Annotated in this window: 18 protein-coding genes; 4 read left to right on the forward strand and 14 right to left on the reverse strand. The window is 40.2% G+C overall.

Annotated features, from left to right (window positions below; genetic code table 11):
* Position 1 precedes the first annotated feature (1 nt).
* Entirely contained in the window at positions 2-718 is a 717-nt protein-coding gene (locus D2V08_RS10975; RefSeq protein WP_119608202.1) for a response regulator transcription factor, read from the forward strand.
* Positions 719-791: 73 nt separating this feature from the next.
* Here D2V08_RS10975 and D2V08_RS10980 read toward each other — a convergent pair whose 3' ends face one another.
* The 8 genes from D2V08_RS10980 to D2V08_RS11015 are packed head-to-tail and all read right to left on the reverse strand — an operon-like array spanning position 792 to position 8218.
* Entirely contained in the window at positions 792-1289 is a 498-nt protein-coding gene (locus D2V08_RS10980; RefSeq protein WP_119608203.1) for a gluconokinase, read from the reverse strand.
* Positions 1282-2205: a tRNA (adenosine(37)-N6)-dimethylallyltransferase MiaA gene (miaA, locus tag D2V08_RS10985; RefSeq protein WP_119608204.1), complete on the reverse strand. Its 924-nt coding sequence runs from the start codon at positions 2203-2205 to the stop codon at positions 1282-1284. The genes D2V08_RS10980 and miaA overlap by 8 nt, the downstream gene beginning before the upstream one ends.
* Positions 2202-3056 carry an ion transporter gene (locus tag D2V08_RS10990; RefSeq protein WP_119608205.1) on the reverse strand — a complete coding sequence of 285 codons (855 nt, stop codon included), beginning with the start codon at positions 3054-3056 and terminating at the stop codon, positions 2202-2204. Before D2V08_RS10990 ends, miaA begins: the two co-directional genes overlap by 4 nt.
* Before the next feature lie 3 nt (positions 3057-3059).
* Entirely contained in the window at positions 3060-4391 is a 1332-nt protein-coding gene (locus tag D2V08_RS10995; RefSeq protein ID WP_119608206.1) for an exonuclease domain-containing protein, read from the reverse strand.
* A 14-nt stretch (positions 4392-4405) separates the two neighbouring features.
* Positions 4406-5065 (reverse strand): YggS family pyridoxal phosphate-dependent enzyme, encoded by a 660-nt coding sequence (locus D2V08_RS11000; RefSeq protein WP_119608207.1) that lies wholly within the window; start codon positions 5063-5065, stop codon positions 4406-4408.
* Between the two features lie 3 nt (positions 5066-5068).
* Positions 5069-6304 (reverse strand): DUF1015 domain-containing protein, encoded by a 1236-nt coding sequence (locus tag D2V08_RS11005; protein ID WP_119608208.1) that lies wholly within the window; start codon positions 6302-6304, stop codon positions 5069-5071.
* Positions 6305-6310: 6 nt separating this feature from the next.
* A complete protein-coding gene (locus D2V08_RS11010) occupies positions 6311-7198 on the reverse strand; it encodes a 3-hydroxyacyl-CoA dehydrogenase family protein (RefSeq protein ID WP_119608209.1) in 888 nt (295 codons plus the stop codon).
* A gap of 54 nt (positions 7199-7252) precedes the next feature.
* On the reverse strand, positions 7253-8218 hold the full coding sequence (locus D2V08_RS11015) for a Gfo/Idh/MocA family protein (protein WP_119608383.1): 966 nt from the start codon (positions 8216-8218) through the stop codon (positions 7253-7255).
* A gap of 114 nt (positions 8219-8332) precedes the next feature.
* Here D2V08_RS11015 and D2V08_RS11020 point away from each other — a divergent pair, with 114 nt between their 5' ends.
* The gene (locus tag D2V08_RS11020) at positions 8333-8974 is read left to right on the forward strand and encodes a protein-L-isoaspartate(D-aspartate) O-methyltransferase (protein WP_119608210.1); all 642 of its coding nucleotides are present in this window, start codon (positions 8333-8335) and stop codon (positions 8972-8974) included.
* Here D2V08_RS11020 and smpB read toward each other — a convergent pair.
* Positions 8971-9432, reverse strand: coding sequence for an SsrA-binding protein SmpB (smpB, locus tag D2V08_RS11025; protein ID WP_119608211.1), 462 nt, complete (start codon positions 9430-9432; stop codon positions 8971-8973). The two genes, D2V08_RS11020 and smpB, sit on opposite strands and share 4 nt — an antisense overlap.
* A gap of 80 nt (positions 9433-9512) precedes the next feature.
* On the opposite strand from smpB, the gene D2V08_RS11030 reads away from it, so the two are divergent.
* A complete protein-coding gene (locus tag D2V08_RS11030) occupies positions 9513-10256 on the forward strand; it encodes a DUF6503 family protein (RefSeq protein WP_245980567.1) in 744 nt (247 codons plus the stop codon).
* On the opposite strand, the gene D2V08_RS11035 is transcribed toward D2V08_RS11030, so the two are convergent.
* Positions 10253-10789 carry a SixA phosphatase family protein gene (locus D2V08_RS11035; protein ID WP_245980568.1) on the reverse strand — a complete coding sequence of 179 codons (537 nt, stop codon included), beginning with the start codon at positions 10787-10789 and terminating at the stop codon, positions 10253-10255. The genes D2V08_RS11030 and D2V08_RS11035 overlap by 4 nt on opposite strands.
* A gap of 58 nt (positions 10790-10847) precedes the next feature.
* On the opposite strand from D2V08_RS11035, the gene D2V08_RS11040 reads away from it, so the two are divergent.
* Entirely contained in the window at positions 10848-12299 is a 1452-nt protein-coding gene (locus D2V08_RS11040; protein WP_119608213.1) for a PorP/SprF family type IX secretion system membrane protein, read from the forward strand.
* Between the two features lies 1 nt (position 12300).
* Here the strand turns inward: D2V08_RS11040 and D2V08_RS11045 are convergent, their stop codons facing one another.
* The 4 genes from D2V08_RS11045 to D2V08_RS11060 all read right to left on the reverse strand — a co-directional run bounded on the left by D2V08_RS11045 (position 12301) and on the right by D2V08_RS11060 (position 15944).
* Positions 12301-12897, reverse strand: coding sequence for a TetR/AcrR family transcriptional regulator (locus D2V08_RS11045; protein ID WP_119608214.1), 597 nt, complete (start codon positions 12895-12897; stop codon positions 12301-12303).
* A 180-nt stretch (positions 12898-13077) separates the two neighbouring features.
* A complete protein-coding gene (locus D2V08_RS11050) occupies positions 13078-14142 on the reverse strand; it encodes a dipeptidase (protein ID WP_119608215.1) in 1065 nt (354 codons plus the stop codon).
* An 8-nt stretch (positions 14143-14150) separates the two neighbouring features.
* Positions 14151-14618 (reverse strand): RidA family protein, encoded by a 468-nt coding sequence (locus D2V08_RS11055; protein WP_119608216.1) that lies wholly within the window; start codon positions 14616-14618, stop codon positions 14151-14153.
* 12 nt (positions 14619-14630) lie between these two features.
* A complete protein-coding gene (locus tag D2V08_RS11060; protein ID WP_119608217.1) occupies positions 14631-15944 on the reverse strand; it encodes a gluconate:H+ symporter in 1314 nt (437 codons plus the stop codon).
* Positions 15945-15950: the final 6 nt, after the last annotated feature.

The following is a 15950-nucleotide window of genomic DNA, read 5'->3' on the forward strand; positions in this document are numbered from 1 at the left end:
TATGGATACAGAGAAAAAGAAGATACTATTAGTGGAGGATGACCCAAATTTTGGGATTGTCCTAAAAGATTACTTGACTATGAACGATTTTGATGTTGTTCTGGCCAAAAATGGAATGGAAGGTTTTGAAAAGTTTAAAAAGGACAACTACGATGTGTGCATTTTGGATGTAATGATGCCTTACAAAGATGGATTTACCCTGGCAAAGGAAATCCGTGAAAAGAATGAAAACATTCCGATTATATTTTTGACCGCTAAGACCATGAAAGAAGATGTTCTTAAAGGATATAAGGCCGGGGCTGATGATTATCTGAACAAGCCTTTCGATTCTGAGGTTTTGCTTATGAAACTTAAGGCAATCCTTCAAAGGAAAGCTTCTAGTTCTTTGGCCGATAGTAAACAATTTGAATTTGAAATTGGAAACTTCCATTTGAATTCAAAACTACGTTTCTTGAAATATAAAGAAGAAGAGCCCATCAAACTTTCACCAAAAGAAAACGAGTTGTTGCGTTTGTTGGCCCTTCATGAAAATGATTTGATGCCAAGAGAATTGGCATTGACCAAAATTTGGAGAGACGACAACTACTTTACTTCTAGAAGTATGGACGTATATATTGCCAAGTTGAGAAAGTACCTTAAAAAAGATGATTTGGTGGAAATACTGAACATTCACGGAGAAGGATTTCGACTTGTTGTAAAAGCTGAAAACGAACAATAGCAAATCTCTTATAAAAAATAAAAAAAGCCGCCAATTAAGGTGGCTTTTTTTCTGCCGAAAATCGAGGGAATTTTTAATTGTAAAGTTCTTTCTTTATTTTTTTTATAATTGCGGCAGGCCTTTCTTCAATGGAAACTGTAATTTCTTTGGAAGGGGGCTCTAAGCTCTCAAATTGTGACTTTAAAAGGTCTATAGGCATAAAATGTCCTTTTCTTTTTTCTAATCGCGATTTTATCAATTCAAACGAGCCGTTCAAATACACGAATGTCATGTAATTGCCCATTCCAGCACGTAAGATGCTCCGGTAGTTTTTTTTTAGGGCAGAACATGCGATAATCGCACCCGAATGTCTATGTTTTAAGGCTAGTTTATTCAGTTGAATGAGCCAATCCTTACGATCTTCATCGTTTAAGGGATTTCCCAAACTCATTTTTTTAATGTTCGCTTCGGGGTGAAAGTCATCACCATCATAAAAGGGTCGGGACAGTTCTTCTGAAAGCAGTTTTCCGATTTCTGTTTTACCGGAACCACTGACTCCCATAACCACGATCACAGTTTTACCGTTAGGCATATTGGTTGGTTTTTATTCGGTCTGTAACCATTTGCAGCACCTTTTCTTGTTCAGTGTTGTAAGGGACCCACAAAATGGTTTCGTTCTTTCGCAGCCATGTAAGTTGCCGTTTTGCAAATCTTCTTGTATTTTTTTTAATCTCTGAAACAGCAAAATCCAAGGTGCATTTCCCGTCAATATATTCAAAAAGTTCTTTGTAGCCAACTGTTTGCAGGGCATTCAGTTCTTTGTAGGGGTAAAGTTTTTTGGCTTCCTCCAATAGTTTAGCTTCCATCATCAGTTCTACTCGAGAATTAATTCGTTGATATACAACCTCTCTAGGGGCATCTATGCCTATATAAAGCGATTTAAATAGCCTCTCTGGTTTTTGTTGATTCAAGAAGGATGAGTAAGGTTTATTTGCAGCTCTGCACACTTCCAAGGCCCGAATTAATCGATGTGGGTTTTCCAAATCAACCGTTTTATAATATTCTGGGTCACGCTGCTTTAATTCTTTCTGAAGACTTTCCAATCCATTATCCTCCAGTTCTTTATTTAGCGTTTCCCGTATTTGGGGGTCAACCTTTGGAAATTCATCCAAACCTGATATAACAGCATCTACATAAAGTCCACTGCCTCCTACCATGATAGCAATATCCTTTTTTTGATACAGATTATCTAAAAGAGCAATGGCGTCTTTCTCAAAGTCACCTACTGAGTATGGTTCAAAAATACTTTTGTGCTGTATAAAATGATGAGGTGCTTGGTTTAACTCCTCGCCAGATGGAACGGCGGTTCCTATTTTCATTTCCTTGAAAAATTGTCTGGAGTCGGCCGAAATTATTTCTGTATCAAAATGTTTTGCCAATTGAATACCTAAAGCGGTTTTTCCAATGGCTGTGGGCCCAACAACTGCTAGTAAAACTTTTGTGTTCATAAAGGATGTCCACAATTAAAACAATGGGTGGCATCGTCCCTATGGCCTTCTATTCCACAACTGGGACAGGCTTGGGTGTTAACGTGAACCAAATACCCTTCGTCATCATCTTCACTATTTTTATCTTTTTTGTTTCGGGTAAATTCAGCAGTAACAATTCCTGTGGGCACTGCTATAATGCCATAACCTAAGATCATAATCGCTGTTGCAATAAACTGTCCCAAGTTGGTAACCGGTGCGATATCGCCATATCCTACTGTAGTAAGTGTCACAATCGTCCAATAAATACTCCGAGGTATGCTTGTAAACCCAGCTTCATCACCTTCCACAATGTACATTAGGGTGCCCAAAATCACTGATACAATTAAAACTACGTAGATAAAAACAGCAATTTTGGCCCTGCTTGCCCTAAGAGCTGATTGTAGTTGGGAAGCTTCACCAATAAACTTCACCAATTTTAATATCCTGAATATCCTTAGCAAACGGAACGCCCTTACGGCCAATAAAACTTGCGAGCCGGCTAAAAGATAGGAGAGGTATAAAGGGATTGTGGACAAAAAATCAATAATGCCATAAAAACTAAAAACATACCTCAAGGGTTTTTTGATGCTAATCAAACGTGCAATATACTCCAACGTAAAAAAAATGGTGACTACCCACTCCAAGGTCAAGAGTGTACCGTGATAGTGCTCATCAAAATCGTCAATACTTTCCAGCATCACCAAAATGACACTGAAAATAATCAGGATAAAAAGAACAATGTCAAAAAACTTGCCCGATGGAGTATCCGCTTCATAAATAACTTCATGAAGTTTGTTTTTCCATCCGGGAAGTGGTTTGTTATCTTTCAATGATTAAGAAGTTAACGGTATGGTTTTAATCCGGTTATTTTTTCTTAAATAGGTTTCAACTATAAAAGTGGTATTCTCATCACCCCTTATAGGGGTCATTATCGATTCTAAGATAGGGATATTATTGATTTGATGGTTGAGTTCTACATAGCCAAACCCTTGAATCCTACCATTTTTAATTAAAATAAAACTACGCTCCCCGGTTTCTCTTCCACGGTCGGTCAATGCAATGCTCTTCTCTTGGATGCTGTATTTTTCAAAAGCAGAAAGCACTTTTTGATTGCAATCTGATGCGGTAAGTTCAGTTTCTCGGTGTATGCACACTTCATCTTCCCGCAATGAGCAAGGGCAAAGTTCAAACTCATCGAATAGTTTGTTTATAAAGCTTTTGGCTGCATTCGTTCCGTTGAAAGCTATTTTTTTATACTCGAGTGCTCTGTTTTTTTCGACGTCCAAAACAATATGTTCAGTTCCATTTTGGCTAAAATCCACGGTGTGGGTAAATAGTTTTTTATTAGAAACGTGATTGTATCGTGGTCTGTTTTTTTGCTGTTCCAAATAAGCCTTTAAAATGGCAATTAGCTCACTACCAGTGGTTTCGTAAGTGACCATCTTTGTTTCTTTTTGAAGTTTCCTTGCCAATTTACCTACATTGGTAAAATGCTGATTTACTCTTTTTTTGATATCCTTGGTCTTGCCTAAAAAGATGATTTCCCCGTCTTTGTCGTGCATATAGTATACGCCTGTTTTAGACGGTAAGCTGAAAACCATATCCAATTGATTTGGCGAAAGTTCCCCATGCGTTTCCTCGCGAATAACCTCGGTGATGATTCTTTTGTCCGAATCTTTGTCCAACAGCAACTTGAAGAGTTTCAAAGTAGCTAGGGCGTCTCCGTTGGCACGGTGTCTGTCGCTCATCGGGATTCCGAGAGAACGTGCCAATTTTCCCAAACTATGGGATTCAGCCTCTGGAATTAGTTGTTTGGACAGGTCTACTGTACAAAGCGTCTTCCGTTGAAAATCGTATCCCAGTCGCCTGAACTCTGTACGAAGAATGCGATAATCAAATTGTGCATTGTGTGCTACCAAAACCGTCCCTTCGGTGATTTCTACGATTCGCTTGGCCACTTCATGAAACTTAGGTGCCGAACGCAACATTTTATTGTTGATGCCCGTTAGCTTCGCCACAAAAGGCTGTATTTCTCTTTCTGGATTTACCAGACAAATGAATTTATCAACTACCTGATGCCCATCAAATCTGTGGATGGCGATTTCAGTAATGCCTTCCTCATTGTATTTTCCTCCCGTGCTTTCAATGTCGAGTATAGAGTACATGGAAAATGAATGGTTTATAAATAGTTTCTAGCCCCAAATATACTGCTTCCAATCCGTACCATGGTGCTACCTTCCTCAATGGCAATGTTATAATCACCGCTCATACCCATAGAAAGAATAGAGATATAGGAAAGTTTCGTTTTTAGCGCATCGAACATGGATTTAAGTTGGGCAAACTCTCTCCTCACTTGTTTTTCGTCTTTGGTAAAGGTGGCCATGCCCATCAAACCAACGATTTTGATGTTCTCCATAGCCTTAAATACATCAGAGTTGATAAGCTCATTCAATTCTTTTTCATCCAGGCCAAATTTGGTGTCTTCTTCAGCAATGTGGATTTGGAGCAAGCAGGGAATCACGCGGTCATGCTTTTTCGCATGTTTATTAATTTCCTTCAATAATCGTGGACTGTCCACACCATGAATCAAGGAAACAAACTCCGCCATATACTTGACCTTGTTTCGCTGCAGGTGGCCAATCATGTGCCATTCGATGTCCTTGGGTAAATCTTCCCATTTTTGGACCATCTCCTGCACTTTGTTTTCCCCGAACACCCGTTGCCCTGCTTCGTAGGCTTCCAAAATATCTTCGTTGGGCTTGGTTTTGGAAACGGCCACCAAGGTGACTCCTTCGGGAAGTTCGGATTTTATTTTATTGAGATTATCTTTTACGGACATAATTTAAAGTTCATAAATAGCCAGCCCACTGCGGAGCTTAGGCTCAATATACGTGCTTTTTGGGGGCATTACCAAACCAGCATCGGCAATTGCCTTGATTTCTTCAATGGTGGTGGGAACCATGCTGAAACCGACCGCGTAGTCGCCGGAGTCCACAGAATCCTTCATTTGGATGAGGTTGTTTTTACCGTAGCCGTAGCAAATCCGTTTATCGTTCCTAAGGTCGGTAATCCCTAAAATGGGCTCTAAAATGGTCTTATACAGAATTTGAGTATCCAATTTACTCAACGCATCGGTGAACTCGTGATTTGTTTTTCTAAAATGTAGCGTATAGAACTCACCCTCCAAATACATGCTGAATTCGTGCTTTTTGGATGGTTTGGACAGTCCGTCTTCTCTTTTCTCGATTCTGAAATGCGCGTCCAACTGAATCAAGAACTCTTTTTTGGAAAATCCGTTCAAATCTTTCACCATCCGATTGAACTCAAAAACCCTCATCTGCGATTCAGGAATAAGATAGGCCATAAAATAGTTGTAGGCTTCCTCACCCGTATGATTGTCGTTTTCTGACTTTTTAAGGTCAGCCAACAAACTTGACGAAGCACTACGGTGATGTCCATCGGCAATATACAGGGCATTGAGGTTACCAAAAGCCTGCTCCAATTTTTCGATGCCCTCTGGATACGAAATCTTCCAGAGCTTGTGGTTTACCCTATCGGTTGTGGTGAAATCGTACTCGGATTTCCGTTCTATTTTACGTTGAAAGATTTCATCCACAAGCTCATTATCCTCATAGGTCATTAAAACGGGCTCTGCATTAAAACCTACGGTATGGAGGTAATCGGCAAAAAGCTCCTCCCGGTCTTGAATGGTATCTTCGTGTTTTTTAATGACGTTATTCCTGTAATCATCAACACTGCAGGCACAAAAGAACCCCAAGCTTTTAAAATCATCCTTTTCAATCTGATACAGGTAAAAACTGGGCTCGTCATCTTTTTGAAAGATATTTTCTTCTAAGAATTCTAAATACCGATTATGCACGAGGCCAAACCGTTCTTTGCCTTTAATGTTCTTTTCAAACTTGAATCCCGGGTTGATGATATGCAAAAAGGAGAAAGGATTGTACTGAAGTACAGCCTTCAACTCCTCTTTGGAATACTCTTCGTAGGAGCGCGATGCAACAAAAAAAGCTTTGTCCTTTGTAGGGCGAATGGCCTTAAAAGGCTTTACAATAGCCATGAATTTTTATTTGAATTGTGCAGAAACTTTTTCAGCTTTTCTGGATTCGGAATAGTCATAAAAACCTTCACCTGATTTTACACCAAGCTTACCTGCCATCACCATATTGACGAGTAGGGGGCACGGGGCGTATTTCGGGTTTTTAAATCCATCGTACATCACGTTCAAAATGGAAAGGCATACATCCAAACCAATAAAATCCGCTAATTGAAGTGGTCCCATAGGGTGGGCCATGCCCAACTTCATTACGGTATCAATTTCTTCAACCCCAGCTACGCCATTGTAAAGTGTCTCTATGGATTCGTTGATCATGGGCATTAAAATGCGGTTGGCTACAAATCCAGGGTAATCGTTCACCTCGGTTGGGGTTTTACCCAATTTTTTGGATAAATCCATTATGGTATCGGTTACCTCATCTGATGTACTGTATCCACGAATGATTTCTACCAACTTCATAATCGGCACGGGATTCATAAAGTGCATCCCAATCACCTTTTCGGGGCGATTGGTGGCTGCGCCAATCTGTGTAATGGAAATGGATGAGGTGTTGGTGGCTAAAATGGTTTCTGCTTTGCAGATTGCATCCAAATCTTCAAAAATATTCAATTTGATGTCCAACTTCTCCGTTGCCGCTTCAACAACCAAATCGGTGTTGGAAACACCATCTTTTAAATCGGTATATGTTGTAATGTTTGCAAGGGTTGCATCTTTTTTAGCTTCATCGATTACCTCTTTGGCAATCATTCGGTCTAAATTTTTGATGATGGTGGCCAAGCCTTTGTCCAAAGATGCCTGTGCAATGTCAACCAGATTAACCTTATATCCGTTTTGTGCGAAAACGTGGGCAATTCCATTTCCCATGGTTCCAGCACCGATTACTGCTATTTTTTCCATAGTATATTGTTTATAATTGTTGTCAATTCGAGCGTAGTCGAGAGTGACGGCTTATTAATTTTTAAAGGAATCGATTATCTGAAGGGCTACACGGAGTGCATTGGTGCCTTGCTCCAAACTCACGATTGGGGTAGTATTATTGTTTATGGCATCGGCAAAAGTTTCCAACTCGTCCAAAATGGCGTTGTTGACATCTATTTCAGGGTTTTCAAAATAGATTTGCTTCTTTTCTCCTTCGGCATTCTGAAGAATCATATCAAAATCTCCAGGGTTTTCTGGAGCGTCCTTCATTTTTACGACTTCCACTTTTTTCTCCAAGAAATCAACGGAAATATAGGCATCACGCTGAAAGAAACGTGACTTACGCATATTTTTCAAAGAAATACGACTGGAGGTAAGGTTAGCTACACAACCGTTTTTAAATTCGATACGTGCGTTGGCAATGTCGGGTGACTTACTGATTACCGAAACGCCACTCGCATTGATTTTTTCCACTTCGGAAGGCACAACGCTCAAAATCGCATCAATATCATGAATCATTAAGTCCAATACTACGGGAACATCCGTGCCTCTTGGATTGAATTCCGCCAGTCGGTGCGTTTCGATGAACATGGGGTTCTCGATTTTGTCCTTTACCGCCAAAAATGCAGGGTTAAAACGTTCCACATGGCCAACTTGGCCCTTTACAGCATGTTTTTCGGATAATTGTAATAATTCCTCTGCTTCTTCAAGTGTATTGGTAATAGGCTTTTCTATAAAGATGTGCCTCCCTTTTTCAATGGCTTTTTTGGCACAATCAAAATGTGACAATGTTGGGGTAACAATATCAACTACATCTACAGCATCTATCAAATTGTTGATGTTTTCGAAATAGGAATAACCAAATTCGGCGGCTACTTTTTTAGCATTGATCTCATCAGGATCATAAAATCCAACGAGTTCATATTTGTCCGATTGGTTTAAGAGCCTTAGGTGAATTTTCCCTAAATGTCCTGCTCCCAGGACACCAACTTTTAGCATATTACCTGTTTTTGTCAAAAATACGGATATGATGTCAGTTTCCATAAAAATTTGAACGGAACTACGGGGATATTTGGGGGAACTTTATAAATTCGTGCCACCAGACCACAGACCATGAAGGATACGCACAAGCATAGGGGAATGCGAAATAATTTGGCCGAAATTGTTGCCGCCAAGGGAGTTACGGATAAAAAAGTATTGGAAGCCATAAAAACCATTCCAAGACACTTGTTTTTGGATAGTAGCTTTGAAGACCATGCTTATCAGGACAAGGCGTTTCCCATTGGAGCGGACCAGACCATTTCACAGCCTTATACCGTTGCTTTTCAGACAGAGTTATTGGAGGTTGAGCCCAATGCCAAAATATTGGAAATTGGCACGGGAAGTGGATATCAAACAGCAGTGTTGTTGCATTTAAGAGCGAAGGTTTACACCATTGAGCGTCAGTTGGAATTGTTCAAGACGACCCGATTGTTCTTCAATAAAATGCATTACCGTCCCAAAAAAATGATTTTTGGCGATGGGTATAAAGGATTGCCAGAAGAGGCTCCTTTTGATGGAATTATTGTAACCGCAGGCGCACCCGAAGTACCAAGACCGCTTTTGTCCCAGTTAAAAGTAGGGGGTAGGTTGGTAATTCCTGTTGGAGTGGATGAGCAAATTATGACCTTGTTCGTCCGAAAATCTGAAAAAGAATTTGAAAAAAAGGAGTTCGGCTCTTTTCGATTTGTTCCTTTGTTGGAAGACAAAAACTAGTTGTTAAAGCTCTTTTTGATTCGTGATAGGTTCCGCTTGTTATCCCTGTCTTTAATAGTTTCTCGCTTGTCGTAGAGCTTTTTACCCTTGGCCAGACCAATATTCATCTTGGCCAAACCTCTATCATTGATAAAAACCTTGAGCGGAACAATGGTGAGGCCTGTAGTGGCAACCTCTTTTTGAAGCTTTTTTAGTTCACGTTTGTTAAGCAACAATTTACGTACAGCCTTTGGGGCATGGTTAAAATGACTTGCATGGCTGTATTCGTCAATCTGCATGTTGACCACAAAAAGTTCACCTTTGTCATTGAACTCACAAAAACTCTGGGAAATGGAGGCTTTGCCCAATCGGAGCGATTTTATTTCGGTACCACCCAAAACAATACCTGCCGTGTAGGTATCCAAAATCTCGTAATCAAATCGAGCTCTTTTATTTTTTATGTTGATATTTTGCTGCATTGTGGACAAAAATATGAACTCTTTGCCAAGAAAATTGTAATGTTATGCTAGATTTTACGAATAAGTACAAAAACCAACTCATGAAAAGACTTTTAGTAGCCTTAACCTTGGTGTTTGCCATTGGTTGTAAACAAGAATCGAAGAAAACAATTACTGTCCAAGAAATCGTAGATCAATCTATCTCCGATAGTGGAGGAAAGGGTTTTAATAACCATAAAGTTTCTTTTGATTTTAGGGATAAGCATTATGTTTCTGAAAACATTGATGGTCAGCGTGTTTTTAAACGAATATCCGATTTGGACTCCACAACCATTACCGATGTGAAGCGGGGAGATGATTTTGAGCGATACATTAACGATTCCCTTACGATGGTTCCGGATACTATGGCTGTGAAATATGCCAACTCTATAAATTCCGTTCACTACTTTGTACGCTTACCCTATGGGTTAAACGACGGAGCTGTAAACAAAAAGTTTTTAGGCAAGGAGACTATAGCGGGTAAAGAATATTACAAAGTAAAGGTAACTTTTGATCAACAAGGAGGAGGTGACGATTTTGACGATACTTATCTATATTGGTTTGATGTAGAATCCTTTAAACCGGATTACTTAGCGTATGACTTCCATGTGAATGGAGGCGGGCAACGCTTTCGAAAAGCATATAACGAACGCTACGTAAACGGTATCCGATTTGTGGATTACGAGAATTACAAGCCCAAAGAAGGAGATTCAGATATTTTAGAAATTGGACAATTGTACGATAAAGATGGTTTGGAGCTATTGAGCAAAATTGAACTCGAAAATATCGCTGTAGAAAAATATTAGTCCATTTTTAAGCGGATATCTGTTGGTACCCCATCAATTATCCGAACAATAAAAAGACTACTGTTATCCGTATCGTCCATTTGGTCGTACTTTTCCATTCCAATTACTTTATTTACCATCACAGGGGTAGTATTACTATGCCCTACTACCAATACATTTTTACCTTCGTTTACTAGTTTAAACTCTTCCATATCTATGGCACGTGGGTCGTAGTACTCGATATCGATGTCTTTTTTTATTGATATGGGGGCTGCCGTCATCGAAGTACGCTCATAATTGGTGGAGTAAACCTTGTCCAAAGGAATTGGGTCGAACACTTCGGCCCACCGAATGGCCCTATCCAATCCATTTTGGTTGAGTTCAGGATCTCGGTTTTCTGGGTCGGTCCTATCCTTTTCGGCATGTCTAATAAAATAGAAGGTGGAAATGATAGGGTCTTCTGCAATTTTCGTATCTTTTTTGCAGCCGATACTTCCAACGAGTATAATTGCAAGGGCAATTAATGGTTTAATGGTTCGTATAGTTCTTTTCAAAGTTCCCGTGTATTTAATATATCAGCTTAAAAGTAACATTTAATTTTTATTTTCTCGTATGCGTAAGTTTCTGGTTTGTTTATTCGCTTTGGTAATTTGTTCGCTGAGTTGGGGGCAGGAACTTGTTTTGCCATCTGATTTTAGGCAACATTCATTGACTCAGTTTAATGCCAGCTTGTTGAATCCGACCTATGCTTTGGATTGGAACAATCCTAACTCTCTCTCGGTTTGGACCCGCTGGCAATGGCAAACCATAGATGGCGACCCCACGTCCATTTTTGCCAATTATACGCATCAACTTAATGAAGCTTCAGTGGCATCTGCAGGCTTTTTACAGCACAATACAGGAATATTTCTCTATACGGGTGGAAATTTAACCTTTGCTCAAACTTTTCAATTGGATGAAGGTATTCACCTAATGGCAGGACTCAACACGTTTGCATTTCAACAAACCGTTGCCGATGAGCAGTATATACAAGGAGATGGGATTGACCCTGCTGCATTGGAGGATTTTGAAGGTTTTAAGGTTCAGTTTTCCCCAGGTTTACGTTTACTCGTCAACCGTTTTAGCGCTGGTTTAGCATTTGAGAATGCCATAGGTTTTAATGTTTCTGGGAACAATGGGGAAAGCATGGAAAACTTTCAGAGTGTTTTAGGAACCTTAAGTAATGATTTTCCTGTAATAATTTCAGATGGGTTGGGTGATAGCTACGTGCGCCCCGTGTTATATGTTAAATCAATTCCCAATGGAGATACTCAATTTGGATTGAACGGATTGTTTTCCACATCAAAATTTTGGATTCAAGGGGGGTATAATAGTTTTTATGGAGTTTCCGGAGGGTTGGGAGTTACGGTATCCAATACATTTTCTATAGGTGGACTTATGGAGTTTGGAACGGATACGTTATTGAGTGAAGTAGACCCCACAATAGAGATTATTGCTTCGTATCACTTTGGAAAAACAAAATTGAAGGAGAAAGAAATATTGCCCGAAGAACCAGAAACTTTGTTGCCTGAAAAAGAAGTTGAAGAAGAAGAGCCGAATAGACTGGAAGAAGAAATTGAACAGCAAAGAATAGAGCAGGAGCAAAGAGAACTTGAAGCGAGAAGACTGTTGGAGCACGAAAAGGATTCTTTGGCCGAAGTGCAAAGAATTAGAGAGCAATTGGAACTTCAGCGAAAAAAGGATAGCATTGAACGTCTTCAAAATCAAAAAGTGGAAGTGAGGCCCAATGAACGATATGAGGAGGTTGAAAATGAGGAAGGACTGGAACCTGGATTCTATTTGATTGCCAATGTGTACGGTACCAAAAAGTACTTCGATAATTTTATGAAGACACTTAGGGAAAAAGGTTTGGAGCCCAAATCATTCTACAGAAGTTTCAACAAGTACAATTATGTGTATTTGGAGCGCTACAATACCATGGACGAAGCCAGAAAGGCTCGAGACAGCAAGTTTTTTGGAAAATACGCGGACAAGACCTGGATATTTAGGGTAAAAGGGAATTGATTTACTTTTTAAGCTCCTGTTTCACCAAATGTTCCAGATATGCAACGGTATTCATCAAATATTTTCGGTCTTGGGTCATGGTGCTCATGGCAACGGCTCCCTGAATCATAGTAAATAATTGCTTTGCAAATTGTAGTGGAGGAACAGGAAGGCGAATCTCTTCTTTATTGGCGCCATTTTCCAAAACGAGAGCTATTTTCCCCTCAATTTCCTTGATGGTTTCCTTGACGGCAGCGGCTAATAATTTATTATTGGCATGTGCATCTACACCAACATTTAATATAGGGCATCCACCTAATGGAAGTGTGAAAATATCATACTGTTTATAAAAACTCAATAGGGAAAACAATTTATCGAGTGCTTCAATGCCAATTTCCAATTTATTGTCGATGGCTTCGAGCAATAAGTTCCTATTGTACTCAAAAGCAGAAAGCGCCAAAGCTTCTTTATTTTCAAAATTACCGTAGATGGCACCTTTCGTGAGGCCTGTGGCTTCGGTAAGGTCGCTCATACTGGTACCCACATAGCCATGTTTATTGAAAATAGGGGCTACAGTCTCAATGATATAAGCTGTGGTCCTTTCTGCTTTTTTGGTCATTGTAGTAAAAGGTTGGTATTGGTGGAAACTAAGATATAAAAAAACAAATACCCTTTGGTATTAAAATAAGCAAAAGGCTCTATTTTAACAGGTTTCTTATGTTTTGAAATAAAAAAAAACACTATTGGCAAAGCTATTTTTCAAGCGGTAAAATGGTTGAAAAACAAATTCATTCCTTAATTACGACCAAACTTTTCTCAGGAAGTTAATGAAGTTTTGATTCATTATTTTTTCAATATCGGAACTACTATACCCTCTTTTCTCCAATAAATTTGGAATTTTTTGAAGGTCGGCAATGGTCTCTAGGTCTGCTGGACTCTGTTCTTTTCCAAAAGCGCCGTCAAGATCGGTTCCGATGCCTACATGGTCGCAGTTTCCTGCCAATTGACAAATGTGATCAATGTTATCGACTGCAATTTCCAGGGTCACATTCATTCCTTCTGGTGTTGATTTTCCTCGAACCCAATTGGGAACCATCATCCAGGCATCCAAAGCCACACCGATTACAGCATCCCTGCGGATAAGTTCCTTGATTTGCTCATCGGAAAACTGACGGTTATGATTTACAAGCACTCTACAATTGTTGTGGCTGGCCCAAACGGGACCGTTGTAGACCTTCATGGTTTCCCAAAAGCTTTTGTCGCACAGGTGGGTTGCGTCCAATATAAGATTGAGTTCCTCCACTTTTTTGAGCAATTCACGACCCTTCTGGCCAATCCCACCTACGGAATCCGTTCCGTGCGCGTAAACACCGGGTCCATAATGTGCTGGACCAATTGCTCTTAGCCCTGATTCATGAGATTTTTCCAAGTAGCTTATGTCCACAATGGAGTCGGCACCTTCTAAACTTAAAATATATCCAATGGGCTTCTTGGGCTCATTGCTTTTCCAAAGTTCGATATGATTTTCCAAACTTTCAATGTCCTTAATTTGAACCATTTCGCCAGCATCTTCCATAGTTTTGTACCACGCCAATTGACCTTGGGTCTGTGCCCAAGCTTGATGCTGGGAATTCCAACCAGGTATTGGACTGCCTTGTTTTACGAAACGAGCAATTTGTGTGGCCATGCACAATCCAATATTGCCTTTTCGCATGGCTTGTAAGGAAACAGTATTCTTCGCACGGTCAGGTTTGTCGGTCATTCCCTCCTCACGTTCCCTTATTTCGGACACGGGCAGGGTAAGGTCGCGATTCCATTCCAAGGCATTCATAGCCAAGTCTAAATGCGCATCAAATATGAACATATGCTTTTTTAGGGGTGAAGTTCAAAAATGGCTTCAATTTCAACAGTAATATTGTTGGGAAGCATCATACCTACGGCACTCCGTGCTCCGATACCATGTTCTTTTCCAAAGACATCCGCCATCAATTCACTAAAACCATTGATTACATAGGGATGTTGCCCAAAATCTGGAGTACAATTTACCATTCCCAATACTTTGACTATTCTTTTGATTTTGTCCAAATTCCCAAAATGGGTGGTAATGGTAGATAGCATCGTTAATCCAACTTGTCTAGCCGCTAATTTAGCTTGTTCTTCATCGAGGTCATCGCCAGCTCTTCCCTTAATTAATGAGCCATCGGGATTAACAGGGCCTTGACCTGATACGTACAAAAAGTTATCGACCACTAAAATAGGTCGGTAAACGCCCGCAGGTGGCGGAGCAGGGGGTGGTTGAAGGTTTAAGTCCTTCATTCGTTGGGATGGTGATTTATCCATAGGTTTATATTCTTAAATTATGCTATTGATTACCAAGACTCCGATAAGGCCCATAACACCTACCAAAGTTTCCATTACGGTCCATGTGGAAAGCGTTTCCTTAACTGACAAGTTGAAATATTCCTTGAACATCCAAAAACCTGTATCGTTGACGTGGGAGAGCATTAAACTTCCGGAACCGATGGCCAATACCATCAATTCTGGGCTTGTACCCGTGCCCGAGGCCAACGGGAGTACAATTCCGGCTGCGGTTAGTCCGGCTACGGTAGCTGATCCCACACTTACACGTATGGCGGTGGCTATGAGCCAAGCCAATATCAAAGGTGACACGCTTGAGCCTTTAAGGCTATCGGCGATATAATTACTTACTTGACTATCGATCAAGACTTCTTTTAAAGCTCCAGCTCCTGCAATAATCAAAAGAATCATCGTAATACTGGAAACCGAAGCGGAAAGCGAATTCATTAAATCTCCCATTTCCTTGCCTTTGGCCAATCCTAAGGAATAAATAGCAATGAGCACGGATATCAGCAATGCAATAACAGGATTACCGATAAAGGTTAGTATGTTTTGTAGTAGTCCTTCTTCCAAGAATTGTTCTGCTCCAATTCCAATTCCAATAAAGATTATAGGAGAAAGTGCAGTTAAAATACTAACTGCTGTCGAAGGCAATTCCTCTTCGGGTATCGGTTCGGCATTATAAAATTCTTTTAAAGGTTTGGCCTCAATTTTTTTAATGGTACGGGCAAACAATGGACCTGCCACTATGATGGCAGGAACAGCTACAATAAGTCCGTACAATAATGTTTTTCCAATATCAGCATTGAACATCGCAGCAATGGCCGTTGGAGCAGGGTGGGGCGGAAGGTATCCGTGTGTAACCGATAAAGAGGTGAGCATTGGTAATCCTACATATAGCAAAGGTAGTCCTGTCGAAAATGCTATGGTAAAAACCAAGGGAATCAAAATAACGAAGCCTACGGAGTAGAACATCGGTATTCCCACGATAAAACCAGTGACCACCATTGCCCATTGGACATGTTTAATCCCAAATTTGGCTACCAATTGCGTGGTAATTTGTTGCGCAGCCCCGCTATCGGCAACTAATTTTCCCAACATAGCTCCAAGTCCCAAAATCAGAACCAGAAAACCTAAAGTGTTTCCGATGCCCCGTTGAATGGATTGTACTAAACTTTCCAGTTCCATTCCTTGAAAAATACCTACAAAGAGGCATACAATAATGAAGGACAGGAAGGCATTGAGTTTGAATTTGGCAATAAGCAAGAAGAGCAGTAAAATACCTAGAACGGCAATGATTAGCGGCATATTTAG

Origin of the sequence: Flagellimonas lutimaris, assembly GCF_003581615.1 — a bacterium.
Taxonomy (GTDB): Bacteria; Bacteroidota; Bacteroidia; order Flavobacteriales; family Flavobacteriaceae; genus Flagellimonas; species Flagellimonas lutimaris.